The organism is Prosthecobacter sp. (assembly GCF_044226605.1).
Lineage (GTDB): Bacteria > Verrucomicrobiota > Verrucomicrobiia > Verrucomicrobiales > Verrucomicrobiaceae > Prosthecobacter.
Window position 1 is genome coordinate 12846 of sequence record NZ_JBGAGS010000001.1, and the last position, 22965, is coordinate 35810.

The 22965-nt window shown below is 60.2% G+C and carries 8 protein-coding genes; 1 reads left to right on the forward strand and 7 read right to left on the reverse strand.

Annotated features, from left to right (window positions below):
• Positions 1 to 14: 14 nt before the first annotated feature.
• Positions 15 to 8840, reverse strand: a complete 8826-nt coding sequence (locus tag ACILSO_RS00060) for a hypothetical protein (protein WP_395735313.1) — start codon at positions 8838 to 8840, stop codon at positions 15 to 17.
• A gap of 132 nt (positions 8841 to 8972) precedes the next feature.
• Between ACILSO_RS00060 and ACILSO_RS00065 the strand changes: the two genes are divergently transcribed.
• Positions 8973 to 9773, forward strand: coding sequence for a ThuA domain-containing protein (locus ACILSO_RS00065; RefSeq protein ID WP_395735314.1), 801 nt, complete (start codon positions 8973 to 8975; stop codon positions 9771 to 9773).
• Positions 9774 to 9777: 4 nt separating this feature from the next.
• Here the strand turns inward: ACILSO_RS00065 and ACILSO_RS00070 are convergent, their stop codons facing one another.
• From ACILSO_RS00070 to ACILSO_RS00095, 6 genes are all read right to left on the reverse strand, one after another.
• Positions 9778 to 14808 (reverse strand): PAS domain S-box protein, encoded by a 5031-nt coding sequence (locus tag ACILSO_RS00070; RefSeq protein ID WP_395735315.1) that lies wholly within the window; start codon positions 14806 to 14808, stop codon positions 9778 to 9780.
• Positions 14809 to 14947: 139 nt separating this feature from the next.
• Positions 14948 to 18046 (reverse strand): PAS domain S-box protein, encoded by a 3099-nt coding sequence (locus tag ACILSO_RS00075; protein WP_395735316.1) that lies wholly within the window; start codon positions 18044 to 18046, stop codon positions 14948 to 14950.
• Positions 18047 to 18242: 196 nt separating this feature from the next.
• Complete coding sequence (locus tag ACILSO_RS00080; protein WP_395735317.1) at positions 18243 to 20324, reverse strand: response regulator; 2082 nt, start codon at positions 20322 to 20324, stop codon at positions 18243 to 18245.
• 7 nt (positions 20325 to 20331) lie between these two features.
• On the reverse strand, positions 20332 to 21942 hold the full coding sequence (locus ACILSO_RS00085; RefSeq protein ID WP_395735318.1) for a sensor histidine kinase: 1611 nt from the start codon (positions 21940 to 21942) through the stop codon (positions 20332 to 20334).
• Positions 21930 to 22523, reverse strand: coding sequence for a hypothetical protein (locus ACILSO_RS00090; RefSeq protein ID WP_395735319.1), 594 nt, complete (start codon positions 22521 to 22523; stop codon positions 21930 to 21932). Before ACILSO_RS00090 ends, ACILSO_RS00085 begins: the two co-directional genes overlap by 13 nt.
• Positions 22524 to 22726: 203 nt before the next feature.
• Positions 22727 to 22963, reverse strand: a complete 237-nt coding sequence (locus ACILSO_RS00095; RefSeq protein WP_395735320.1) for a hypothetical protein — start codon at positions 22961 to 22963, stop codon at positions 22727 to 22729.
• Positions 22964 to 22965 lie beyond the last annotated feature (2 nt).

Consider the following 22965-nt stretch of genomic DNA (forward strand, 5'->3'; position numbering starts at 1 on the left):
GGCTTTGCTTGGGTTTACTTGGAAAGCCGAGTGATGGCAGTCTCGACGGTTTTTTTAACACCTCCGCCCAGGCGCTTCTCTTCGAGGGACTTCAGCACTTGCAGGGCCTCGGGCTTCTTGCCGGTGCGCTCCAGGATTTCGGCCTGCTTGACGGCGTAGCCCGCGGCGAGGTTGTAGTCCTTTTCGTTTTCTTTTCTGGCTTGCTCAAAGGCCAGGGCGAAGAGAGGAACGGCAGCATCGTTTTTGCCATTGGCGGAGAGGAGGTCGCCAGCTTCGCCGGCGGTGCGTCCCATGCGTGGCAGGGCTGTGGCGATCTGAGGGGCGACGAGTGCGAGTTCGTCCGGTTTAAATATGGTGCTCTTCTGCACGACGTCCGCGACGAGGTTTGGAATGCCGGGACCGGCGGCGGGATATTTGGCGACGCACCATTCGTCCTTTGCCACAGCGGCCACCAACCCGGCGCGCTCCTCGGGAGTGAGGCGCATCTTTTTCTGAGTGCCGGAATACTGGCGGACGAAGGTCCAGATATCCCAGTCATCGATGACGCGCTTTTTGAGATCGCGGCGGTCCTCCTCCTTGAGACCTTTGCGCCAGGAAGCAAACACCTCGGGCTCGTTCAAAGCGAGGTGAATGAACCATTTCTGGCTGACGCAGTCGGACACATGGTCGTCGCGCATGTCGGCGGGAGTTTTGGAGATCACGTAATCGTGGAAAGGGAGAAGCCCACGGATGTCCGGCACGCGTCCGGCCTCGGATTCACGGACCCAGTGCCAGTTGGCCACCCAGGTGGGGCCCCAGCCGGATTCCTTCAGGACGGAGCGCTGGAGGTAGCTCTGGCTGGAGTGGACAGCAAGAGCGCGATCGTAAGCGGCGAGGGCGGGTTTGAGATCCCCATGCGCGGCTTTCCAACCGCATGAGAACTGAAGGGGCTTGAGCTGGCGCCAGTGCTCCCAGGTTTGATCCATGGCACCGATTGCTTCGATGTTGGTCTTGGCGGCGACTTCATCCACGACATCGCGAATGGCGTCCGCGGCACCGTAAACGTTGCAGAGGATTTCGACGCAGTCCTTGCGCATCTCTTCATCGGAAAACTTGGTGTCCTTGAGACGCTTGGCGATGTCGATGAAACGATCGTCCCTGCCCTTGAAGCGGGGGATGGAGGCCTGCTCGGTCTTGGAGGGATCCTTGATGTAGGAGAGGTAGAGCTCGCCAAGCAAGGCGAGACCGGGGTCGCCACAGGCTTCCTTGAACGCGGGGAGATTGTCTACGATCTCCTTGCTCCAAAGCAGCTCCTTTTGCGGGTCCATCAAAAAGCCGCGCCATTCGGATTTGAAATGTTCTGCGGCGAGCTTCGGCTGGCCGCCGAGCATGAGACTGACAATGCCGGACTGCTCATTGCTGAAGGTGTGATGAAAGCGGCGCAGCATCTCGCGCATCCAGTCATCCTTGCCGGAGCGAGCAGTCATGCGCAGCATGCTGTTGATGACCCAGTCACAGGGTTCGTATCTGCTCGTGCCACCGTTGACGACGCGGGACTGCCAGGCATCCCAGTGCTGCTGAGCGTCCGCCAGCCAGGCATCGTCCACCGGGAGAAGATTGAAGGCGCGAAGGATCCAGCCGTACTGATAGCCGTGGATGCAGTCTTTCTGCTTCATGGACACAAGGGCCGCAGCGGCACCGAGCCTCGCGCACTCGGGGTCGATTTCGTCATGAGACCAGTAGGAAAGGAAATGCACGAGGGCCTGACGCACGCGTGGATTGGCCTTGTCCGCACGGAGCAGGGTGCGGTGGTGCTCCCACGCGGGCTGAATGCCCCCGAGTTCTTCGACGGCTTTTTGAGCGGCGACATTCTGGCGCGACTGCGAATCTGTGCTGAGGAAGAAGCGACCGGCGAAGTCGAGCTCCCGGCCAAGTGCGAACTGCGGGTGGGACGCGGGCATCTTGGCTGCATACTTCATGGCGGGCACGCGCAGGCTCTGAGGCAGCCTTTGATAAAAATCGAAGAAGGCCAGAGGCATGAGGGTGTGCGGCGTGTCCTGCATGACCTCCGCCGTGCGCGCCAGCATGGCGTCAATACCGCGCCCCATGGCGGCGGCACCGCCGTTGTTGCGCCAGATTTCCACCAGCACCTGGCCATAGCCGCTGTTGGCTGCCCAGCCGTCCGAGGAAAGACTGCCCGTGGTGTCCTCATGGCAGAGGCGCATGGCGAAGGCCATGGTTTCGGGCTTGGGCCACTCCTTTTTCAACTCGTCCAGAATGTTGGAGCGGCTGGTCCAGGCGTTGGCACCTGAGTAGCCATTCCATCCGCCGCTACGAATCTTGACTTCCATCAGCTCGCAGGCGTGGAGAAACAGTTTTTGCGCCTTGTCCATGTCGCCGGGGATGAGCGACTTCAGGATGTCTTTAACCTTTTCCGCGTAGCTGCTGGGATCGCTGTGAACATCTTCGGTGCGGGTGGCAGCGATCCATTTGTCGACCTCTTCGCCGGCTTTCTGGCGTTCGGCTCCGAGAAGAGGATCGAGGGCCTTCACCAAGGCGGGATCGGCAGTGGCGGGCTGGCCAAGCGCGGGGATCTGAGTCTTGAGCAGGCTGATGAAGGCAGGGCCGCTTTTCACCGGGATCTTCGCCACATCTGCCGCGCGACGTTTCACCAGAGCCGTGAGGGGGCCGCCGGGAGCGTCCTGAACGAAGGCCTCACACAGCTCCACCCCAAAGGTGCGCTGCTTCATGGCCGCGAGCTTGACGCGCAAACCGGCCATGGAGTCGCGATTTTCGCGCACCTTTTTGAGGAAGAGCACTTGAAGGCAGCTGGGATCATTGGGGAGGATGACCTCTTCGGGGGCGCCAAGCCAGCCGAGGGCCTCCAAACCGGAGAGCGTATGCTCGGGGGACTTCACGACCGCGGTCATGTTGTAGCCGACATTGCGCGTCCAGTTGGGATTTTCGACGGCTCCGACGAGACTGGCCATCTGCAGACCCGCGCCGAAGGTAGCGGGCTTGCGGATCAAGCTGTCGATGATCTGGAGGAGGGTGTAGGCCGAGGGATTGCTCAAAGAACCGCCACGGCCGTAGCGTGCATCAATGGTGGAGCTCATGTTTTTGGCCCAGGAGCTCTGATTGGAGCCCAGAGCTCCGGTGATGACCTGGAGAAGAAAGGGCCCCACAGCCGCGTCGGGGCGCAGCCTGCGGCGCGCGGCGAGGTAGTGAGAGGTGGCGTAGCCTTCACCAAAATTGCGCGACTGCTTCAAGCTGCCGGCCATCAACTCATCCAACGGAGTGCCCGCAATGCCGCGTTCCTCCCAGCGGTCAACCAGCCAGACCAAATAGGGATCGTTGCCGTAGCCGGAGGATCCCCGCCCGCTGACCGTGGTGAAAAAAGTCTTTGCCTTTTGAACGAACTCCTCGGGCTTGCAGGACCAGACATTCCACTGCGCCCGCAGGAGGCTGGTCTGTGCGCTGTCCAGAGCGCCTGAGGCCAGCGGCATGATCTCCTGCTCCACACGCTCCGGCTGGTTATCCTTCCAGGCTTTCCAGAAAAGAAATTCTGCGGGCGAAGGAGCCCACAAACCGGTGACTTCCTGATAAAAATTGTACCGGCGGGATAGAGAGCCCGACCGTCTGCCGCTGGAAGAACTCCTGGCCTCCTCGAGCAGACGACGGGCAGAGGCGGCCAGGTCTTCGATTTTATTTCCATCATGGATGGCGAGGCAGGCAAAACGGCGGAAGCCTTCTTCTGCCAGCGCGGGGTGCTTCATCAGTGCACGGCACAGGGCGTCATGCACTTCGCGACGCTTCATGGCTTCGGGAGAAGACGCGGGCAGGAAGCGGTCCTCGTCGTCCTCGTGGGACGCTCCTGGTCGGGAGTAGAGATGGACCAGCCGGGGAGCGCGGTAGGTCTGATTGGCCATGATGGCGGGAAGATCGATCATCCATTCCAAGCCTTTGATGCCAGGGCCGGGAGGCAGGGAGTCCAGCATGCCCGTCAGCGCGGCGATGATGTTCATGCGCCCATCAAAGGAAACAGAGTCGTCCCGGCGCAGCATGTCGGCAATCTGATTGCCGACAGCGCTTTGCTGGTAGGCGGCAAGGGGGACTTCCAACAGCAGTTTTACCGCCCGCGCCGAATCGGTGGAGGCAACCAAGGCGCACAGATGGAGACGAGACTCGAAGTGCTTGGGATTGGCCTCCATGATCTTTTCCAGCACTTTGATGGCGTCCAGTTTTTGCTCGATGAGCATCAAGAACTGCGCCTGCTCGTACAACTTTGAGACCGAAGCGCTCTCGCCGGGGTCAAACACCGCGCGAATTTTTGCTGACATGCCGGGCCTGGAGACCAGGCGGATGATCTCCTTGGCGCGGCTGGAAGCGTAGCTGCCATTGCCGTTTGCGGAATAGGCCAGCGCACGGCGCAGCTGGACCACAGCCTCCTTGAGGATGGCTTCGTCATCGCCGCCTGCGAGAAGTGTTTTCAGCTTGTTGGTATCGATGCTGGAAGTGGAGACATAGGGCTGAGAGCGTGTGGTGGACTGAAGAGGAGCCACCATGGCGATGCGGGACCACTGCTCTGCTTCATCCTGCATGCTGAGGGATTTCATGGCGGTGACGAGCTCCTCCTTCTGCGGGACACTGACAAGAGTGCTGCGAAGGCGGCGCAGCGCCATCTGAGCGGGTTCGAGAAGCGGACTGCCCGGCTGCGGCTTTAACTTGAGCGCCGCATGCACGACGGCGGTGTCAAAGGCGGGGCGGACGCTGAGGGGAACGTTCATGGGGGAGGCCCGCATGAGCAGTGCGGCCACACGGTCGTATTTTTCCTCAACGCTGTACCAGGAGGCGGCGAGCAGGAGATCATCCACGCTGGGATCTGAAGCCGCGAGGATCTGAGTGATTTCCTTTTCCACCTGGGCCACATCTCCGGCCTTGTAATACAGCACCGCGCGCAAGGCGGGCGTTTTGAAACCGGCGATGAAGGGCTTCAACCCGGCATATTCTTCAGGCTCGGGCTCGAGCTTGTCGTCTTCACGAGGATTGTAGATGTCCTTGCGCCCGAAGTAGAGCACCAGGGTGGAAGGCAGCTGGGTTCCGGCGGGGAAAGGCAGGCGGGAGATCAAATCGCTGGCAGGCCCGCGGCTGCGCTGCCGAAACTGGGCCGTGTATTTCGCCCATTGCTGGCGGGTCGGCTCGTGCTCCGCCCAATACCGCACCTCACGCTCGAGAAGGGCTGCGAACTCTTTCCATGCCTCCTGGGTGCGGCAGGCATTGGCTTCAAAAGGCAGGCCAGACTGGTACAGCTTCTGCTGCTGAGGACCTTCATAAGTGTGGTCCAGGTTTTTCAGGACAAGGGTCAAGATACGGCTGCGCAGCGACGCAGGGAGTTCACCCGCGGCTTCCTCTTCCCGCATGCTCTGACCGCCGCCGATCATGCTGCGCAGGTAGTAGTCTACCACACCGAATTTTTTCTGCTCGTCCGCAGGTGTTTTGTCAAAAAGATCCATGGCTTCGGTGAGAAGAGGTGCGCCGCGACCGGCGTCTGCACGCACAGCCTTGAGGGCGGCCTGGAAGCACAGCGGCATGTGCGTGGACTTGAAACGCGCGAAAGCTTTCGCGGCAGTTTCGAAGGGGACGTTTTCAGAATTTCCGACGATCCAGGCGAGCAAGCCGTCGTCGTCGGGATGTTTTTCCAGGGCGTCAGCACTTTCACGCAAGTTGAAGTACTGGTCTATTTCGAGCGCATCGAGGTATCGAGCCCCGGGAACACCCGCACGCTCGGCTTCCACGATCCAAGCTTTTTGCTTCTGCGCGGCCTCCCCTTTCATGACGCTGACCAGATGAGCGAGAGTCATGGCCCTGAGCTGGCCCAGGTTGGCTGGAGCCACCACTGCCTTGACGTTCTGACCGGACACACGGAACGAGTTTGAACGATAGTTGTAAGCCTGGTAAAAGGAGCCAGAACCTGTCAAACGGGACAGCTCTTCATAACCCTTGGGGATGTTCTTTTCGGTGCGCTCCGGCTGGAGCTGGTTCACCGCATTGGTCTTGCCGGCGGAGAGCACCGATGGGAGCTCCTGCGTCTGGCTCATCAAGCGGAGGAAGAGCGAGGCGGCGGCATCCCCCTTGCCCGACTCCTCCACTGCGACCGCCTGAATGTACCCAAGCCGGTAATCCTCCGGAAAGCGACGCAGCAGCGGCTCCAGGAAATTGACGACCCTCGGCCAGTCCTGCTGGGCCGACATGCTTTTGGCGAGAGTGATCGCGTCATCGACATCCATCTGGGCACCACCCGCGAGTTCATACAGCATGCGGTAGCCGGCATTTGCGTCTCCGTATTCGATCTGGATGGATGCGATCATCTGCTGCACGCGCCCGCCTTTGGCCCGTGTGGCGACGCGCTGCAGATCCTCGATGGCACGCTTCCACTGGCCCATTTCCAGCTCTGTGCGTGCGATCTGCATGGCGAGGTTGACGTCTTCAGGACGAAGACGCAGGGCCTCGCGCAGGGCGCGCTCCTGGTCTGAGGTATGGCCGGCCACGCGATAGATCTCCGCCAAAGCCAGCCAGGGCGCGGCGTCTGCACGATTGGTGTGCTGGCGCTCGACGAACTTCTCGGTGAGAGCCTTCAACTGCCCGCGATCATTGGCCAGACGAGCAAGGGTGCCGACCCAGCGCATTTTGTCCTCAGGCTTGTCCTTCTTTTCAAACAGCGAGAGATAGATCTTTTCCGCATCGCTCATCTGGCCCAACTCGGTGTAAGCGGCGGCGAGAGCATCCGCCACAGCCTCATCATCTTCAAATTTCCGTGCAGCAGACTGCAGGACCTTCAGGGCCTCGCGCCTTTTGCCATCAAGCTGCAGCAGATTTGCCTCCCGCAGCCATGGAGAAGAGGAGCCGGGGGAAAGCGTCTTCCAGTCGGCAACCCATTTCAGCGCCTGATCCGGCTTGCCCGAACGTTCGGCCAGATCCACGAGGCGCTGCAGGTTGGTCGAGGTCCTGCCCTGCGGCATGGCGATGAGTTTTTCCGCCTCGGCGGAAGCCCGCAGCCAGTCCTGGCGTGACTCCATGAGCTTTAAAAGACGGGTCTGTGCCGCGAACGCGTGTTCGGCGGGAATTTCCCGCAGCGTTTTTTCCGCGCCCATGCGGTCCTGCTTTTCTTCAAGAAGAGCGGCAAGCAGAACGCGCTCCTGAACCGTCGGGGAGGCTTTTTGCAGCGCAGAGAGAGTCTCTGCAAACCTGGCTTCGTCCGCATTCAGGCAGAGGATGACCTGGCGCAGAGCATCATCCAGAAAGTTGACATCCGTGGTGGCCCGGACGCGAGCCAGCGCCCATGGGATGGCCTCGACCGGCTTTTTGACGCTGAGCGCCGCATTGATCAGCAAACCTAGAAAACGATCGTCTCCCGCGAACTCCGCCTGGCGCTGCTGCAATACCTCCAAGGCCGCCTGTGATTCGAGGCGGGTCATGAGCGCCTGGCCCACGGCCATGACCTGGGGAAGATCGCCGTTTTTTGCCAGCGCCCGCCAGATGGCGAGAGCGGCGTCCCGCCGACCGCTGCGGTGGAGGTAATGAGCCTGGGCTTCCTTTGCAGCAGCGCTGTCCGGGAAAGCAGCCACCATGCGCTCGTAGGCCTGTGTGGCGTCTTCAGCACGGTCCCAGCTTTCATACAGTCGTGCCACGCGGAGATGATCGAACTCAGCGGCCCCTTTTGCGGCGAGGAATTTTTCGAGGGTGGCCTTCGATGCGGGCTTGTCCTTGGCACTTTCCTGAAGCGTGGCCAGACGGATGAGCAGTTCACGGTCGTCCGGGGACTGTTCCAGCAGGACATGGGTCTGGTCGATGGCATCCTTATACTTCTCGAAGCGAGCGAGCAGATCGAGGTAGCTCTCGCGCAGATCGCGCTGACCGGGAGTTTTTTGCAGCAGGGAAGCGTATGCTGCCAGCGACTTGTCTTTTTCGCCAAGCTCCGCCAGCAGACGCGCCCGCTGGCGCTCCAACGCGGTGCGCTGGGGGTGGGCAGCCTGCAGTTTTTCCAGCTCCTTCACCAGGCCGCTGAGGTTCTCGTCCCGGCGGAACACAGCCTCGACCTGGGCCAGCACTTCGCTTTCGATCCAGGTACCCTGTCCGGTGTTTGCAAGCGTGCCCGTCATCATGGCCAGGGCGGCCTCTTTCTTGGAGGCACGGAGCTGGATCTCCGCCAGACGAAGCTGGCGCACGACTTTGGCATAGGCGTCCTTGGTCTTGGAGATGAGCGCGAGCATCTGCGCCTCGGCCTCGACAAAGAGGCCTTCATCGAGCTGGAGTTCCACCACCTCTTCAACCAGATCCTCGTCATCCGCGCTGGCCTTGAGCAAATCCCGCCACGCCTGCAACGCCGCCTCCGGCTTGCCCGTGCGCAGCAGCCAGCGACCGCGCAACTGGCCAATCTCGCGGCCCATTTCTCCGTCTGCCGCCCCCTTGTCAGCGGAGGCGAGAGATTTCAGCGCGGTCTCGAAGTTCATCATGCGCGCCTCCAGCTTGGCGCGCTGCAGCCAGGCGCGTGTGTTTGAGCCGTCGCGCTCCAAGGCGGCGGTGTAGGCTTTGAGGGCCTCGGCTTCGTTGCCGCGCTGGTCATGAAAAATCGCCAGCAGGAGCAGATCTGCGGCCGTGCTGGCCCTGCCTGCTAGAAAGGCCGCCAGAGACTCGGCAGTGCCTGTTTCCATCCAGGCGGAGTAGAACCTGTCGTACACCAGCCCAGGCTGGGGGCGCTTCAGCAGCATGAGATGGTACTTTTCCGCCTCAGATCCCGGGGGCGGCGCGGACTGTCCGAAACAAACGAGGGTGGAGGCGAGAAAAAAGAACCAGATTCGCATAAAAGAAATTTCCGGCTCCTTTTAACAAATATCCTATGCCTCAGGCAAGGTAGAACCAGTGCAGCACAAGATTCGTGCAAGACAGGTGGCGGAAACCGCGCATACTCGGCCACCCAACCCGACCCCGCCGCCATGCGCCCCCTCCTCATCTCCCTGTTTTCCATCGCCTGCCTGTTTGCCGTCGCCGCACCGAACACGGAGGTAAAACCGCTGAAGGTCCTGATGGTCACCGGCGGGTGCTGCCATGACTATGAAAACCAAAAGCTCATCCTCAGCGAGGGGCTGAGCTCACGCGCGAACGTGGAATTCACGATCGTGCATGAGGAAGGGCCGGAGGGAAAGAAGGACAAGAGCCACAAGATCTCGATCTACGAGAAGGAAAACTGGGCCCAGGGGTATGATGTGGTCCTGCACAACGAATGCTTTGGAGCGATCGAGGACGTGGCGTTTGTGGAGCGGATCGCCAAGGCGCACCACGACGGCGTGCCGGCGGTGATGCTGCACTGCTCCACCCACAGCTACCGCGCTGCCAAGACCGATGAATGGCGCAAGTGCGTGGGCCAGACCTCCATGAGCCATGAGAAGAACCGCGATCTGCACGTGAAAAACATTGCTGAAGGGCACCCGGTGATGAAGGGCTTTCCCGCCGAGTGGCTCGATGCCAAGGATGAACTCTACAAGAACGAAAAGCTCTGGGAGCATTTCGTTCCCCTGGCAAAGGCCTACGGCGAAGACACCAAGAAGGACCACAACGTGATCTGGGTGAACGAATACGGCAAGGCCAAGGTCTTCGGCACCACGCTGGGGCATGGCAATGAAACGATGCAGTCTCCAGTGTACCTCGACCTCGTGGCGCGCGGCCTGCTGTGGGCCTGCGGCAAGCTCGATGAGAACGGCAAGCCGCTGCCGGGCTACGAGGCGAAGCAGAAGTAAGCGCCTAGCTCCGCAGCACCTGGTCCAAAGTCTTGAGCAAAGTTTCCGCCGAGTAGGGCTTTGGGATGAAGTGTTTTACGCCGGCGGCGGTGGCTTTGGCGACCATGTCTTTGACGCTCAGGCCGCTGGCGGCAATGATGCGCACGTGGGGATTCATGCGCATGAGAACCTGAATGGTGGCAAGACCATCCATGACAGGCATCATCATGTCCGTAAGCACCACATCGATCTCCCCCTGGCGCGCGGTGAACACGGTGGAGGCTTCGACACCGTCTGCGGCGAGAAGCACACGGTAACCGAAGGCTTCCAGTGTCTGGCGGATGATCTGCCGGACGGTGACTTCGTCATCGACCACAAGCACGAGCTGGCCGCTGCCACGTGGGAGCTGGGCCTCCGGCCGAACCGCTTCGGGAACGCCGCCGGCATCGTTCGCCGGCAGGTAGATCTGAAATTTCGTCCCCACCCCCAGCTCACTGTGGACGCGCATAAAGCCGTGATGACCTTTGATGATGGCGAGCGTGGTGGACAGGCCCAGACCGGTGCCTTTGCCAAGCTCCTTGGTGGTGAAAAAGGGTTCGAAGATGCGCTCAAGAACGTCAGGGGGCATGCCGACGCCGCTGTCCTCCACTTCAATGAGCACATGCGGCCCGGGTCTGGCCTCGGTGCTGAGTTCAGTGCACTGCCCGTCGAGAACAAGATTGCACGCGGAGAGCTTGAGGACGCCGCCACCCGGCATGGCGTCGCGGGCGTTGACACAGAGATTGAGCAGCACCTGATGCAGCTGGGTAGGATCTCCCTGGACCACCCAGAGGTCGTTCTCGAAGCTGCTGCGGATTTCGATGTTCTTCAGGAAGGTTTCGTTGGCGATTTTTTCGATTTCCCTGAGCAGGCGCCCCACCTGCACCGCCAGCTGCCTGCCTTCCACGCCCCTCGCAAATGAGAGCACCTGCTGCACCATGTCCGCCCCGCGCCTGGCGCTGGTTTCAATCGTGGAAAGAATGTTCAAGCGGCGGGCATTTTTTTCCTGCAGCTTCAGCAGCTGGATGGACATCATGATGGGAGTCAGGACGTTGTTGAGATCATGCGCAATGCCGCCCGCCAGAGTGCCGATGCTCTCCATGCGCTGAGAGCGCAGCAGCTGCGCCTCCACCTGCTTGCTCTCCGTGATGTCCTCCGCCGTGCCAACGATGCGCAGCACGGAGCCGTGTGAGTCCCGCACAGGGAATGCGCGATCATGAATCCACCGCAGGGTGCCGTCCGGACGCAGGATGCGGTAGCGCTCATCGTATTCGCCGCTGGTCCGCTTGACCGCCGTGGCCGCCGCCAGTCGTTCACGGTCGTCCGGATGCACAGCCTCCAGCCAGCTCAGCGGATTTGCATAGAGGCTGGCGCATGTGCGGTGCCAGATCTTCTCATAGGCCGGACTGACATAAATCATTTCGACACCGCTGGGATCTGTCATCCAGAACACCTCCTCGATGGTCTCCGCAAACTGGCGGAAACGCTTCTCGCTCTCACGCAGCGAAGTCTCCGCCTGCCTGCGCTCCACACCTTCCAGCGCAAGGGAGACGAGGTTCGACATGGCCAGAGCGAAGGTCTTTTCGTCGGCGGTCCATTCCCGCTGGGTGCGGACATGTTCAAGGCAGAGCACGCCGGTGCGAAACCCGCCTACAACGATGGGCACATCCAGCATGGACTGGATGCCATTGGGGCGGAGGTAGTCATCGACGAACTCGCTGGTGCTTGGATCGGTGGCGGCGTCATCGGCAACGATCATCTCCAGTTCGATGAGAGCGCGGAAATAGGCAGGATGAGTGCTGGCAGAAAGCTCCAAACCGGAGGAATGCCTGCCGTCCTCCCATTCATACAAATCCACGCAGCGGATGGCGGAGCGGTCGCTGTTATAGCGCCAGATGCTGACGCGGGAGACGCTCAAAGTCTGTGCGGCACCCTCGGCGATCTTGCGCAGAAGCAGCAGGGCATCATCACCATCGCCACCCCAGTGGCGTGTGAGTTCGATCAGGGTCTTGCGCTGCTTGATGAAGCGTTTGTCAGCTTCACGCAGCTCCATTTCCCGGCGGTTGATGTCGAGCGCAAAGCCGATGTCGACGGCCAGCTCGTCCAGGAGCTTGAGCTCCTCCGCGTCAAAGAAGTGCGCGGTGTCGGCGTAGAGATTGAACACACCGATGGTTTTGCCCCCGGACTTCAGTGGCAGCGAGGCCATGGAAAGGTAATGGTGACAAAGGGCGTCGGCGCGCCAGCTGACCGCAGCGGGGTCGTTTTCGATGTCGTTGCAAATGGCGTGCCCGCCCGACTGCAACGCATGCGCGGTGATGGCACAGCCGGGGCTGGATCCGTTCTCAGAGAGGATGGCTTCAAGCTTCTCCAGCGTGTCTGCAGAAGCGCCCACCTGGGCTGCGATGCGCAGCCCGCCCGTGGTGGCATCCAGCAGGCCGATCCAGGCCATGCCAAACAAGCCTTTCTCAACTGCGATGCGGCAGGCGGCCGTGAGCAGTGCCTCGGAGCTTTTTTCCCGCACGATGGTCTCATTGATGCCGCTGAGGACGGCATAGAGACGATTGAGCTGCTGAACGCGCTGCTCCGCCTTTCTGCGATCGGTGATGTCCTGCATCTGCGAGACAAAAAACGCAGGCTGGCCGTGCTCATCATTCACCATCGACACGCTGAGAAGCACCCACACGACGCCGCCCTTCTTGTGCAGGTAACGCTTTTCCATCTGAAACGTTTCGATCTCATGCCTGAGCATTTTTTGCACTTGTTCGAGGTCCGAACCAAGATCGTCCTGGTGGGTGATGTCCTGGAACGAGAGCGCAAGGAGCTCCGCCTCCGTGCGGCCCACGATGTCGCAAAGAACGCGGTTCACGCGGATGAAGCGGCCGTCCGGGGCGACGAGAGCCTTGCCGATGGGGGCATTTTCAAAGGCTGCGGCAAAAGTGGCTTCACTTTCGCGCAGGGCCTCCTCCGCGCGCTTGCGCTCGGTGATGTCCTGCACGGTGCCGAAACACTGAATGAGCGTGTCTCCGCGGTCATCAAAGCGTACCTCCACCTTCACGAGCACGTGCGCGATCTGGCCGTCCGCGCGCAAAGCGCGATACTCAAACGGAGCGATGACGGCCCCGGGTTTTGCGGCGGTGAGCTGCGCGCGATAAGCGTCATGGCGCACTCGGTCCTCGGGGTGCACCATCTCCCGCAGCAGGGTGTAATTCAGGCTGACGGACTGGGGCTGGAGACCGAATATGCGGTAGAGCTCGTCCGACCATTTGATGGTGTCGGTGGCAACCGTGTATTCCCAGCTGCCAATGTGGCTGATCAATTGAGCGCGCCCAAGGTCGGCACTGACCTGGGACAGCGACGCCTCCGCACGCTTGCGACTGGTGATGTCAACGAAAGTCGCGACCACATGCGGCTCTCCCTGAAGTTCGATCGTCTCCATGCTAGCGATGGCATGGAGGGTCGCGCCACTGCGCGCGCGCAACGAGATCTCCAGGTCACGAATCGAACGCTTCTCATCCAGACTTCGGCGAAGAACGGCCTCCGCCTGCTCATCGATGACAGCGAGCTCAACGAGGGAATGGTCCACAGCCTCCTCGCGTGACCAACCCAGAAGGCTCGAGAAGGCGTCGTTGACCTCCACCAAATGCTGATCACTGAGCCGTCCGATTGCAAGCGCAACAGGACTGCTGCGAAATGCCTTGATCAGACGAGCCTGCCCTTCCCGCACCATCTCCGTGACCTTTCTGCGCACGGTGACATCCTCGGTGAACATGATGAGGCCGCCGATCGAGTTGTCTGCCTGACGCCAGGGCTGGATCTCCCAGCGAATCCAGTCTGTCCTGCCATCCGCCCGGGCAAACGCCTCCTCATCACATTTGACTATTTCGCCGGCGAGACAGCGCTGGTGAATGGCCTTCCAGTGCTGCGGGATTTCAGGGAAGACCTCGTAGTGGCTGCGACCGACGACGGGCTGATCTCCGAGCCGGTAATCCGTTATCCATCGGCGGCTGACCACCAGATACTTCAGGTCACGATCCAGCATGGCGATGGCTGCGGGGCTGTGCTCAGCGTACAGGCGGAGCTGCTCCTCGCGCTCACGCAATGCACCGGTGCGTTTTTTGACCAGCCTGGCAAGCAGACCGCTCCAGCCGAGAAGCAGGGCCACCACCGCCGCTGCAGCGAGCGCGGTGTACCCCAGGTAGCGAAGATAACGCGGACTGCTCAGAGCATGGCCGAACCACCTTTTTTCGATGCGGGCGAACTCGGCCTTGCCGACATCCGCAAAGCCTTTCTCGATGACTCGCAGCAGGCTTGCATTGCCTTTGCGGACGGCACGGTGAAACTCACCAACGCTGATAGGCTCGGACATGCGGAAGTCGCCCTCGATGCCCCTCTTGTTGAGGAAATAAAGCGCCGGTGGTTTATCCACCACAAAGACATTCACCTTGCGCTCATGGGCGGCATTGATGATGGCCTCATAGTTTTTGTAGAGAAGCAGAGGGCCGATGCCCCTGGCCTGGAGCATTTGTGTTGTTGCATCCCCCTCTTTGACAGCGACAGAAAATCCCTGCAGCGAAGCCATGTCGGTGATGCCGGAAATGGTGGTTCGGAAAAAGATGGGAACCTGGATCGTGGCGTAAGGCGCCGAGAAATCCAGAAAAGCGACGCGATCCGGAGTTTTGAAGATGGTGTCAATGGCATCGAACTCCCCGGCTTTCATGCGTATGACGGCCTCGCTCCAGTCCATGCCGTGGATTTCAACGGTGACGCCTGTGGTTTTTTCCCACGCATGCCATTGATCAATGATGATGCCCTGCAGCCCTCCGGTGCTGTCCCTGAAAGAATAGGGAGGAAAGTTGTCATCCATCACCACTCTGATCCTGGGCTTCAGCGAAGGCGGCTGCCCGAAAGCCGATGATACGAGGGAAAGACAGAAAAGGAATGCGGCAAAGAAGCCTGCCGTGCGCACGAGCATTCGTGCCATCGCAAGACGAGGCAGCAGGCCTGTAGCTTGCATCATCGAACAAGCTTCACTCGTTTCAGCGTTTATGGATGTATTCTCCATGCCACACTTATGTCTGAGCACGTAGGTTCATCTGCATTCAATAACGCACCAACTTCAATGAGTCTAACGCTTTGAACACCAGACACTTTTAGATTTACAATGCTGAGGACCTGGGTGTGCTCATCAGTGCCAGGAGCTGATGATCCCGGCCCCGCAATACTGCATCGAGAGTTTTGAGCAACGTTTCCGCAGTGTAGGGCTTCGGAATAAAGTTTTTGACGCCTGCGTTAGCGGCTTTCTCCTCCATACCAGCAGCGTTCATGCCACTTGCGGCGATGATGCATATCTCCGGGTTCATGCGCATGAGAACCTGGATGGTGGCGGGGCCATCCATGAGGGGCATCATCATGTCTGTGATCACCAAAGCAACTTCAGAGCGATGGGCGGAGTAAAGGGAAACGGCCTCGGCACCATCTGCGGCCAGCAAGACGCGATAGCCGAACGTCTCCAAAGTCTGCTTGGTGATCTGCTGCACCGCGGCTTCGTCATCGACGACAAGCACCAGTTCCCCATTGCCACGTGGCAGTTCCGCAGGCGCATGCACCTCCACCTCCGTGCCGGCAGTGATATGTGCCGGCAGATAGACATGAAATGTGGTGCCTTTTCCGACTTCACTCTCTACGCGCAGCCAGCCATGATGGCTTTTGACGATCGCCATGACCGAAGGCAGTCCGAGTCCGGTGCCTTTTCCGAGTTCTTTCGTGGTGAAAAACGGTTCAAAAATGCGCTCCATGACCTCCGGTGGCATGCCTGTGCCGTTGTCCTCCACCTGAATGTGCAGGTAGGGGCCCGGCCTGGCTCCGGAAGTCATAGCAGCAGCCTGTTCATCCAAAATCAGGTTATTCGCAGACAGCCTCAAGATGCCACCATTGGGCATGGCATCCCTGGCATTGACGCACAGATTGAGGAGCACCTGATGGATTTGTGTTGGGTCTCCCTGCACCGGCCAGAGGCCCGCCGAGGTTTCATAGCGGACCTGGATGCTTTTCAAAAAGGTCTCGTTGGTGATCTTTTCGATCTCCTTGAGCAAATGGCCAACCTGCACGGCGAGCTGGCGTCCTTCCACGCCTCTGGCAAAGGAGAGCACCTGTTTCACGAGATCCGCCCCGCGTTTGGCGCTGCATTCGATGGTGCCAAGAATGTTCTGCTTCTGCGCGCTCCGCTCCTGCAGCTTCAACAGCTCAATGGACATCAGGATGGGAGCCAGCACGTTGTTAAGATCGTGAGCGATGCCGCCGGCCAGCGTGCCGATGCTCTCCATGCGTTGTGAGCGCAGAAACTGCTGCTCCAGCTTTTTCCGCTCTGTGATGTCGGTGTTGATCGAGAGGAGGGATTTGTGCCGCCCAAGAGAATCGCTGATCAGCGTCCAGCGCGATTCGACGATGACCATGCGGCCCTCTTTATCGTATTGCTGCAATTCCCCGGCCCACTCGCCCTTCGTCATGACCTCCTTCACGACCGCTAGAAACTGAGCCGGATCACGGCTGAGCAGATCCATCTGCGAACGATCCTGCACTTCACATGCCTGCCAGCCGTAAAGACGCTCAGCACTGCGATTCCAGTAGACGATGCGGTGCTCCTCCAGCCCGCAGACGATGATGGCGTCCCGCGCCTTGTCCAAAAGGGACGCCTGCTCGCGGATTTTATCCTCGGCCATTTTTCGCTGCGTGATGTCACGCATGATGCACTGCAGACGGCCGTCCGGAAGAATGGTGGCGCTGACTTCCGCAGGAAACAGGGTGGCGTCCTTGCGCCGGCAGAGCCACTCGCTGCGCACCACCTCGCCTTCACCCAACTGCGCAACCTCCGGGAGGATGCGCGCCATTTCGCCAGAGGCCACCATGTCCACATATCCCATGCGCACCAGCTCCTCGCGAGAGTAGCCCAGCATCTGGCAGGCAGCGGCGTTTACCTCGAGCAGGCGGCCAGCAGTATTTGAAACGAGAATGCCGTCAGAGGCGGATTCAATGAGGGTGCGAAACTCGGCTTCGCTCGCCCGGAGGGCCAGCTCAGCCTGCTTGCGAGTGGTGATGTCCTCGGAAAAAATTATGAGCCCGCCAATGGTGCCGTCCGCTTTGTGCCAGGGCCGGATCTCCCAGCGAATCCAGTCAATGGAGCCATCCGCACGGACGAATTTTTCGTCTTCGCATTTCTCCACCACGCCTGTAAGGCACCGGCGGTGAATCTCCATCCACCGAAGCGGGACGTCAGGGAAGACCTCATAGTGACTGCGCCCGATGACGACCTGATCTCCCAGCCGGTAGTCTTCCATCCAGCGCAGACTGACGACCAGATATCTCATGTTGTGGTCCAGCATGGCGATGGCTGCCGGGCTGTGTTTCACGCTGAGACGGAGCTGCTCCTCACGCTCCTGCAACGCAAGAGTGCGCGATTTGACCTGACCGGCGAGGATCCAGCCCCAGCCGCCGAGCAATGTGACCAGGGAGACAAACCCGAGGGCGGCATAACCGAGGCCGCGCAAGTAGGGGTGACCATCCAATGTCTGACCGAACCATTTCTTTTCGATCAGGCCAAGCTCACCTGCCCCCACGTCATCGAAACCCTTCTCGACCAGCTGGAGCAGGCTTGCATTGCCCTTGCGAACCGCACGGTGAAACTCCCCGATGCTGACGGGCTCGGTCATCCTGAATTCAGACTCAAGGCCTAGCTTCTGCAGGAAGTACTGAGCAGGCGGCTTGTCCACCACAAAGACGTTCACCTTGCGCTCGTTGGCGGCGGTGATGATCGCCTCGTAGTTGTTGTACAACAACATGGGGGTGATGTCATTTTCCTGGAGGAGTTTGACCGCGGTGTCCCCCAGCTTGGCCGCCACTGGAAAGCCGCGCAGGGAAGCGAGATTGTTGATACCCGAAATCGACGAGCGGAAAAAAATGGGGACTTCAATGGCTGCGTAAGGCCTGCCAAATGACAGGTAGGCGGTGCGCTCCTCGGTTTTAAAAATGGCATCGATGACATCGAATTCGCCAGCCTTCATGCGGCGGACGGCATCGCTTAGGTCCATGCCGTGAATCTCCGCGGTGACACCCGTTCGTTTTTCCCAGACACGCCATTGATCGATGATGATCCCCTGCAGCCTGCCTTCGCCATCCCTGAAAACATAGGGCGGGAAATTGTCATCCGTCACCACGCTGATGGTGTGCGTGGGCTGCGGCGGCTGCCCGCGCAGGTCCATGCAACAGAACAGGAATGAAAAGAGAACGAGGCCAAAGCGCAGGCTGGCGCGGCGAGTTCCCACACTCCCCCTGTCCATGGAACAGCATGGATCCAAGGCGGTGAGACTGGCAGATGCATCCATCATTCTTCAAATCCGGTTCAGGCGTGCAGAGGAACCGCACGCAAGCATTGGGAGGGAGGTGATATTCATGGGCTCAGGCGGAAAGCGCGACAGGCTGCGCGGCCAGGACGGTGTGCAGCATGCTGAGCAAAGTTTCCGCGGTGTAGGGCTTGGGAATGAAGTGCTTCACGCCGGCGCTCGTGGCCTTGGCCACCATGTCCTTCACGCTCAGACCGCTGGCGGCGATGATGCGCACATCCGGGTTCATGCGCATGAGCACCTGAATGGTGGCGGGACCGTCCATGACGGGCATCATCATGTCTGTAAGCACGACTGAGATGTTCTCCTTGTGAGCAGCGTAGAGGGTGGATGCCTCGACGCCGTCCGAGGCAGGCAGCACCTGATAGCCGAATGATTCCAACGTCTGGCCGGTGATCTGGCGCACGGCGTCCTCGTCATCGATGAGGAGCACCATTTCGCCTTTGCCCCGGGTCATGGCGGCTGGAACCTGAGACGGAGTGCTGGAACCCTCCTGCATCTGGGCGGGAAGATACACTTGAAATTTGGAGCCCTTGTCCGGTTCGCTGGAGACGCGAATGAAACCCTGGTGGCTTTTGATGATGGCAAGTGCTGAGGAGAGCCCCAGACCGGTGCCTTTGCCGAGCTCCTTGGTGGTGAAAAACGGCTCGAAGATGCGGTCAATCACCTCCGGCGGCATGCCGGTGCCGGTGTCCTCCAGTTCAATGACGATGTAAGGACCGGCTTTGGCGCCTGTGATCATGGCGGCGCACTGAGCATCCAGCAGATGATTGCTGGCGCTGAGATTGATGCTGCCACCGTTGGGCATGGCATCGCGCGCATTGACGCACAAATTGAGCAGCATCTGATGAATCTGTGTGGGGTCTCCCAGCACAATCCACAGGTCGGTCGGGATGTCACTGTTCACCCGGATGTTCTTGACGAATGTTTCACTGGCGATTTTTTCAATGCCCTTGAGCAGATGCCCGGCCTGCACCTCCACACGCTGGCCTTCAACACCGCGTGAAAAAGAGAGCACCTGGCGAACCATGTCCGCCCCGCGCCGCGCGCTGTTTTCAATGGTGGCAAGCACGCCCATGCGGACGGCATCCTGCTCGTGCAGTTTCAGCAGCTCGATGGACATCATGATCGGCGTGAGCGCATTGTTAAGATCGTGGGCGATGCCGCCTGCGAGCGTGCCCAGGCTTTCCATGCGCTGGGCGCGCAGGAGCTGCTCCTCCACTTTCTTGCGCTCGGTGATGTCTGTATTGATCACGAGAATGCTGCGCGGCCTGCCGTCTGCCTCCAGCAGCAGCGTCCAGCGTCCTTCCACCACCAGCCTGCGGCCGTCATGGCCGATCTGCTGGAGCTCGCCGTCCCATTCTCCGCTTTCGATGACTGCGCTGCATGCCAACTGGAAGGTATCGGTGCTGCGGTCGCTGAGGTCAGCCATCAAACGTCCGATGGCCTCCGCGGCCGTCCATCCATAAAGGCGCTCCGCGCTCTTGTTCCAGTAGGTGATCCGGTGGTCGAGTCCGCAGACCATGATGGCATCTCGGGAGAGATCGAGGAGGGAAGCCTTTTCGAAGGCCGCCTGCCGAGCGACCTCCAGCTCCTGCGTCCGCTGCTTCACGCGCTGCTCCAGCTCCTGCATGTGCATTTTGGACTCCAGCAGCAGGCGGGATTTTTCCGTCAAAGAAATGGCCAGCTGCAGCACCTCGATGATGTCGAAGGGCTTCTTCAATATGAGCATGCGGTCACGGGGCTTGATCTGCTCCTGCACATCGCTCCAGCAGCAGTCCGCGTAGGCGGTGCAGATGACGATCTGCATGTCCGGGCAGACCTGCCAGATCTGGCGCGTGGTCTCGATGCCATCCCAGCCCGGAGGCATGCGAACATCCACAAAAGCCATGGCATAAGGCCGGCCCTCCGCCATGGCGCGCTGGACCATGTGCAGTCCTTCTTCGCCCTGGGAGGCCGTGTCGATGGTGAATGTCTGGGACTGCTTTGCCGTGCCAAAGAGGGCTGCTTCGGCGGCATCGAAATCGTCATCCGCAGCATCGGCGGGGGCCAGGATCTTACGAAAGTCATCGTGGATCGACCGGTTGTCATCAATGACCAGAATGCGCCGGTTGGTGGTGGTCGGTATGGTTGTCATGGTTGGATTAAACTTCGAGTGGCAGCGTCAGGGTGAAGGTGGCGCCCCGGTCTTTGCCTGCGCTGAAAGCGGTCAGCGTGCCACCCAGTTCCTTGGCGGCCAAAGCCCCGCTGTGCAGGCCGAAACCGTGCCCCTGCTTTTTGGTGGTAAAGCCGTGGGAAAAGATGCGGGTGAGGTTCTCCGGAGGAATGCCGACGCCGTTGTCCGTCACAGAAATCTCGATCATTCCCTCCTGATTTTGCACCACGCGCACCTTCAGCAGGCGGTCGCCTTCGCAGCGGTCCAGGGCGTGCTTGCCGTTGCTGAGAAGATTGACAAGAATCTGCATCACCTTGTGGCGGTCCGTTTTCAACTGCGGGACCGGTGCGATGTCCCGTACGACATTGACATCGTGCCGGCTGAAGCTGGCGGCGTTGATGCGGATGCTGTCATCCACAAGATCCTCGACGGAGAGGGTTTCGACCACGCCGGTGCCGCGAGCATAGCTCTGCTGCATGGACACGATCTCCTTGATGTGGTCGATGTTTTTCTGCAGCATGGCCATCTCCTGCAGGATGGCCTGCTGGGGCTCCACCAGACGCACCGCGAGTTTCTGCAGGAAGTCCGGCAGCGCCTTGCCACGCGGGTCAGTGGTGAGGAATGCGGGAAGATCCGCCGCGTTTTGCTGCAGCAGATCCGCCACTTTTTTGAGGCTGTCGATTTTGAACTCACGCACCTTGGTGGCCGCAAGCTCCGCCGAGACGCCGACGCTGTTGAGCACGTTGCCCACGTTGTGCAGCACACTGGTGGCCACCTCCGCCATGCCGGCCAGGCGGGAGGTTTCGAGCAGCTCCGCCTGGGTTTTGTTCAGTTCCGCGGTGCGCTCCACCACCTGGCGCTCAATCTCCACATTGCTGCCTTCGAGAGTGGCACGGCGCAGGGCTATCTCAGACATCTCCTGCAGCATGCGGCGAATGGCCACGATGAGAATGGCGTCCTCGAAGAGAACCCAGCCAGCATGCTCCACCCAGCGCCAGGGACTTGCAGTAAGCACGCCAAACACCGACTGCGGCCAGAAGAGGCCGCGCATGAGGTGGTCCGCAGCGACGACCACGGTGGCCGTGACCAGCACACGCCAGTCGCGATAGAAAGCGATGAAGGCCAGGGAGCCGAAGACGTGAAAGTGGGTCTCGATGCGTCCGCCCGTCAGGTGGATCAGCAAGGCGGAGGTCAGCATCTGCGCCGCGGCGATGACATGGCGTGTCACGACCAGCCCGGGAAATTTCCACGCCAGCCACGCAGGGAAGCCCGAGATCAATCCGCCGAGCACGAGGGAGGCCCAGACGTGCATATTGACCTGGCTGGAGGCGCCGATCCAGGTCTGAGGAGAGATCCACAGAGCCGCCGCCAGACCGGCCAGCCATTGGACAATCATGAGCCTGGCAAAGAGCTGGTCAGTATGACGGTGCAGCTCGTTTTCCGCTGCGCGGAAGAGCACGGAGGCGCGCTGCTGGAGCGCAGATTCCTCCTGCGCCAGAGGCGCTGTCTGCGGGCGTGACGAGGAGCGGGACTGCTGGGCGGGTACACGCAGCAAGCTGGTGTCCGAGGGCACGGTTGGATTTGCGGCTAGGGCTGACATGCGGAGCATTTCTCTGGGGTTGTATTCCACCCAAGCGCACAGCCGAAAACTGGAGTGCTGAGTGAGTGGGTGGTTGTCTGGTTCAACAAACTTTCGATGGCATCGCGCCCGGGATTGTCTCCGGCATGACCACGGGCAAGGGTGATCCCCCCCTGAAACATCAGCCCGCCTGCTGCTGCGTAGAGCAGTGTCTGCCCTGAGGTGATGGCTTGAAAACGACGAGCCTCCTGACCTTCATAGTCAATTCCGACCTTCACGCCGGGGATGGCCGCCGCGGCATGCCAGAGATCGGTTTTGACCCAGTCCTCGGCCACACCTTCAGGCTGAATGAAAAGCACCTGCGCGCTGAATTTTCCCTGACAATGAGCGACGATCTGCTCGAGTTCGCTGATGCTCGCACGCGAGCACGGGCAGCGAGGATGAAGAAACATGACGAGCTGGGCCCGGGTGGAATCACGCAGTACCACGCTAGCTGCGGGCCACTGGACTGGAGCTTCACCCGCCGCACCTGCAGTTTGTGAGTATTGCGCCATCAGCAGGCTGCCGGTGAGCACCACCACGAGCCAGACTGCGGCAAGCACAGCGGTGCCCTTCGATGCCGAAGGATTGCAGCAGGTGCCGCCTAGCAACGCATCATGCGTTGGGGCTGAGTGGGTTGGGCTGGGCGCATTGGACTTGAACACTCATAAATATAAGTATCAGCCATAAATACACCCAACTAAGCTATGCTTTATTTCACACGCCCGAACCGTTTAGAGATCGAAATTTTCATGGTTCCCGGTTTCTAGAGGCCGCTGTCCAGCGGCAGGTCTTGGGACTCGGGATTACCTTGAGGCATGGGAGTGCGCAGGGCCCGCTCGCCATTGAAGCTTTCGCTGTGGGCATGTTTGTACCCTGCGGGATCGATCGTGCGCCACAGGCGGTCCCGTTTTTCACTGGAGCATGCCGCCAGGAGGAGCACCATCAGCAGGCCTGTCAGAACCTGCAGAGGATGGCGGAGGGAAAAATGGGAGGTCTTCACAG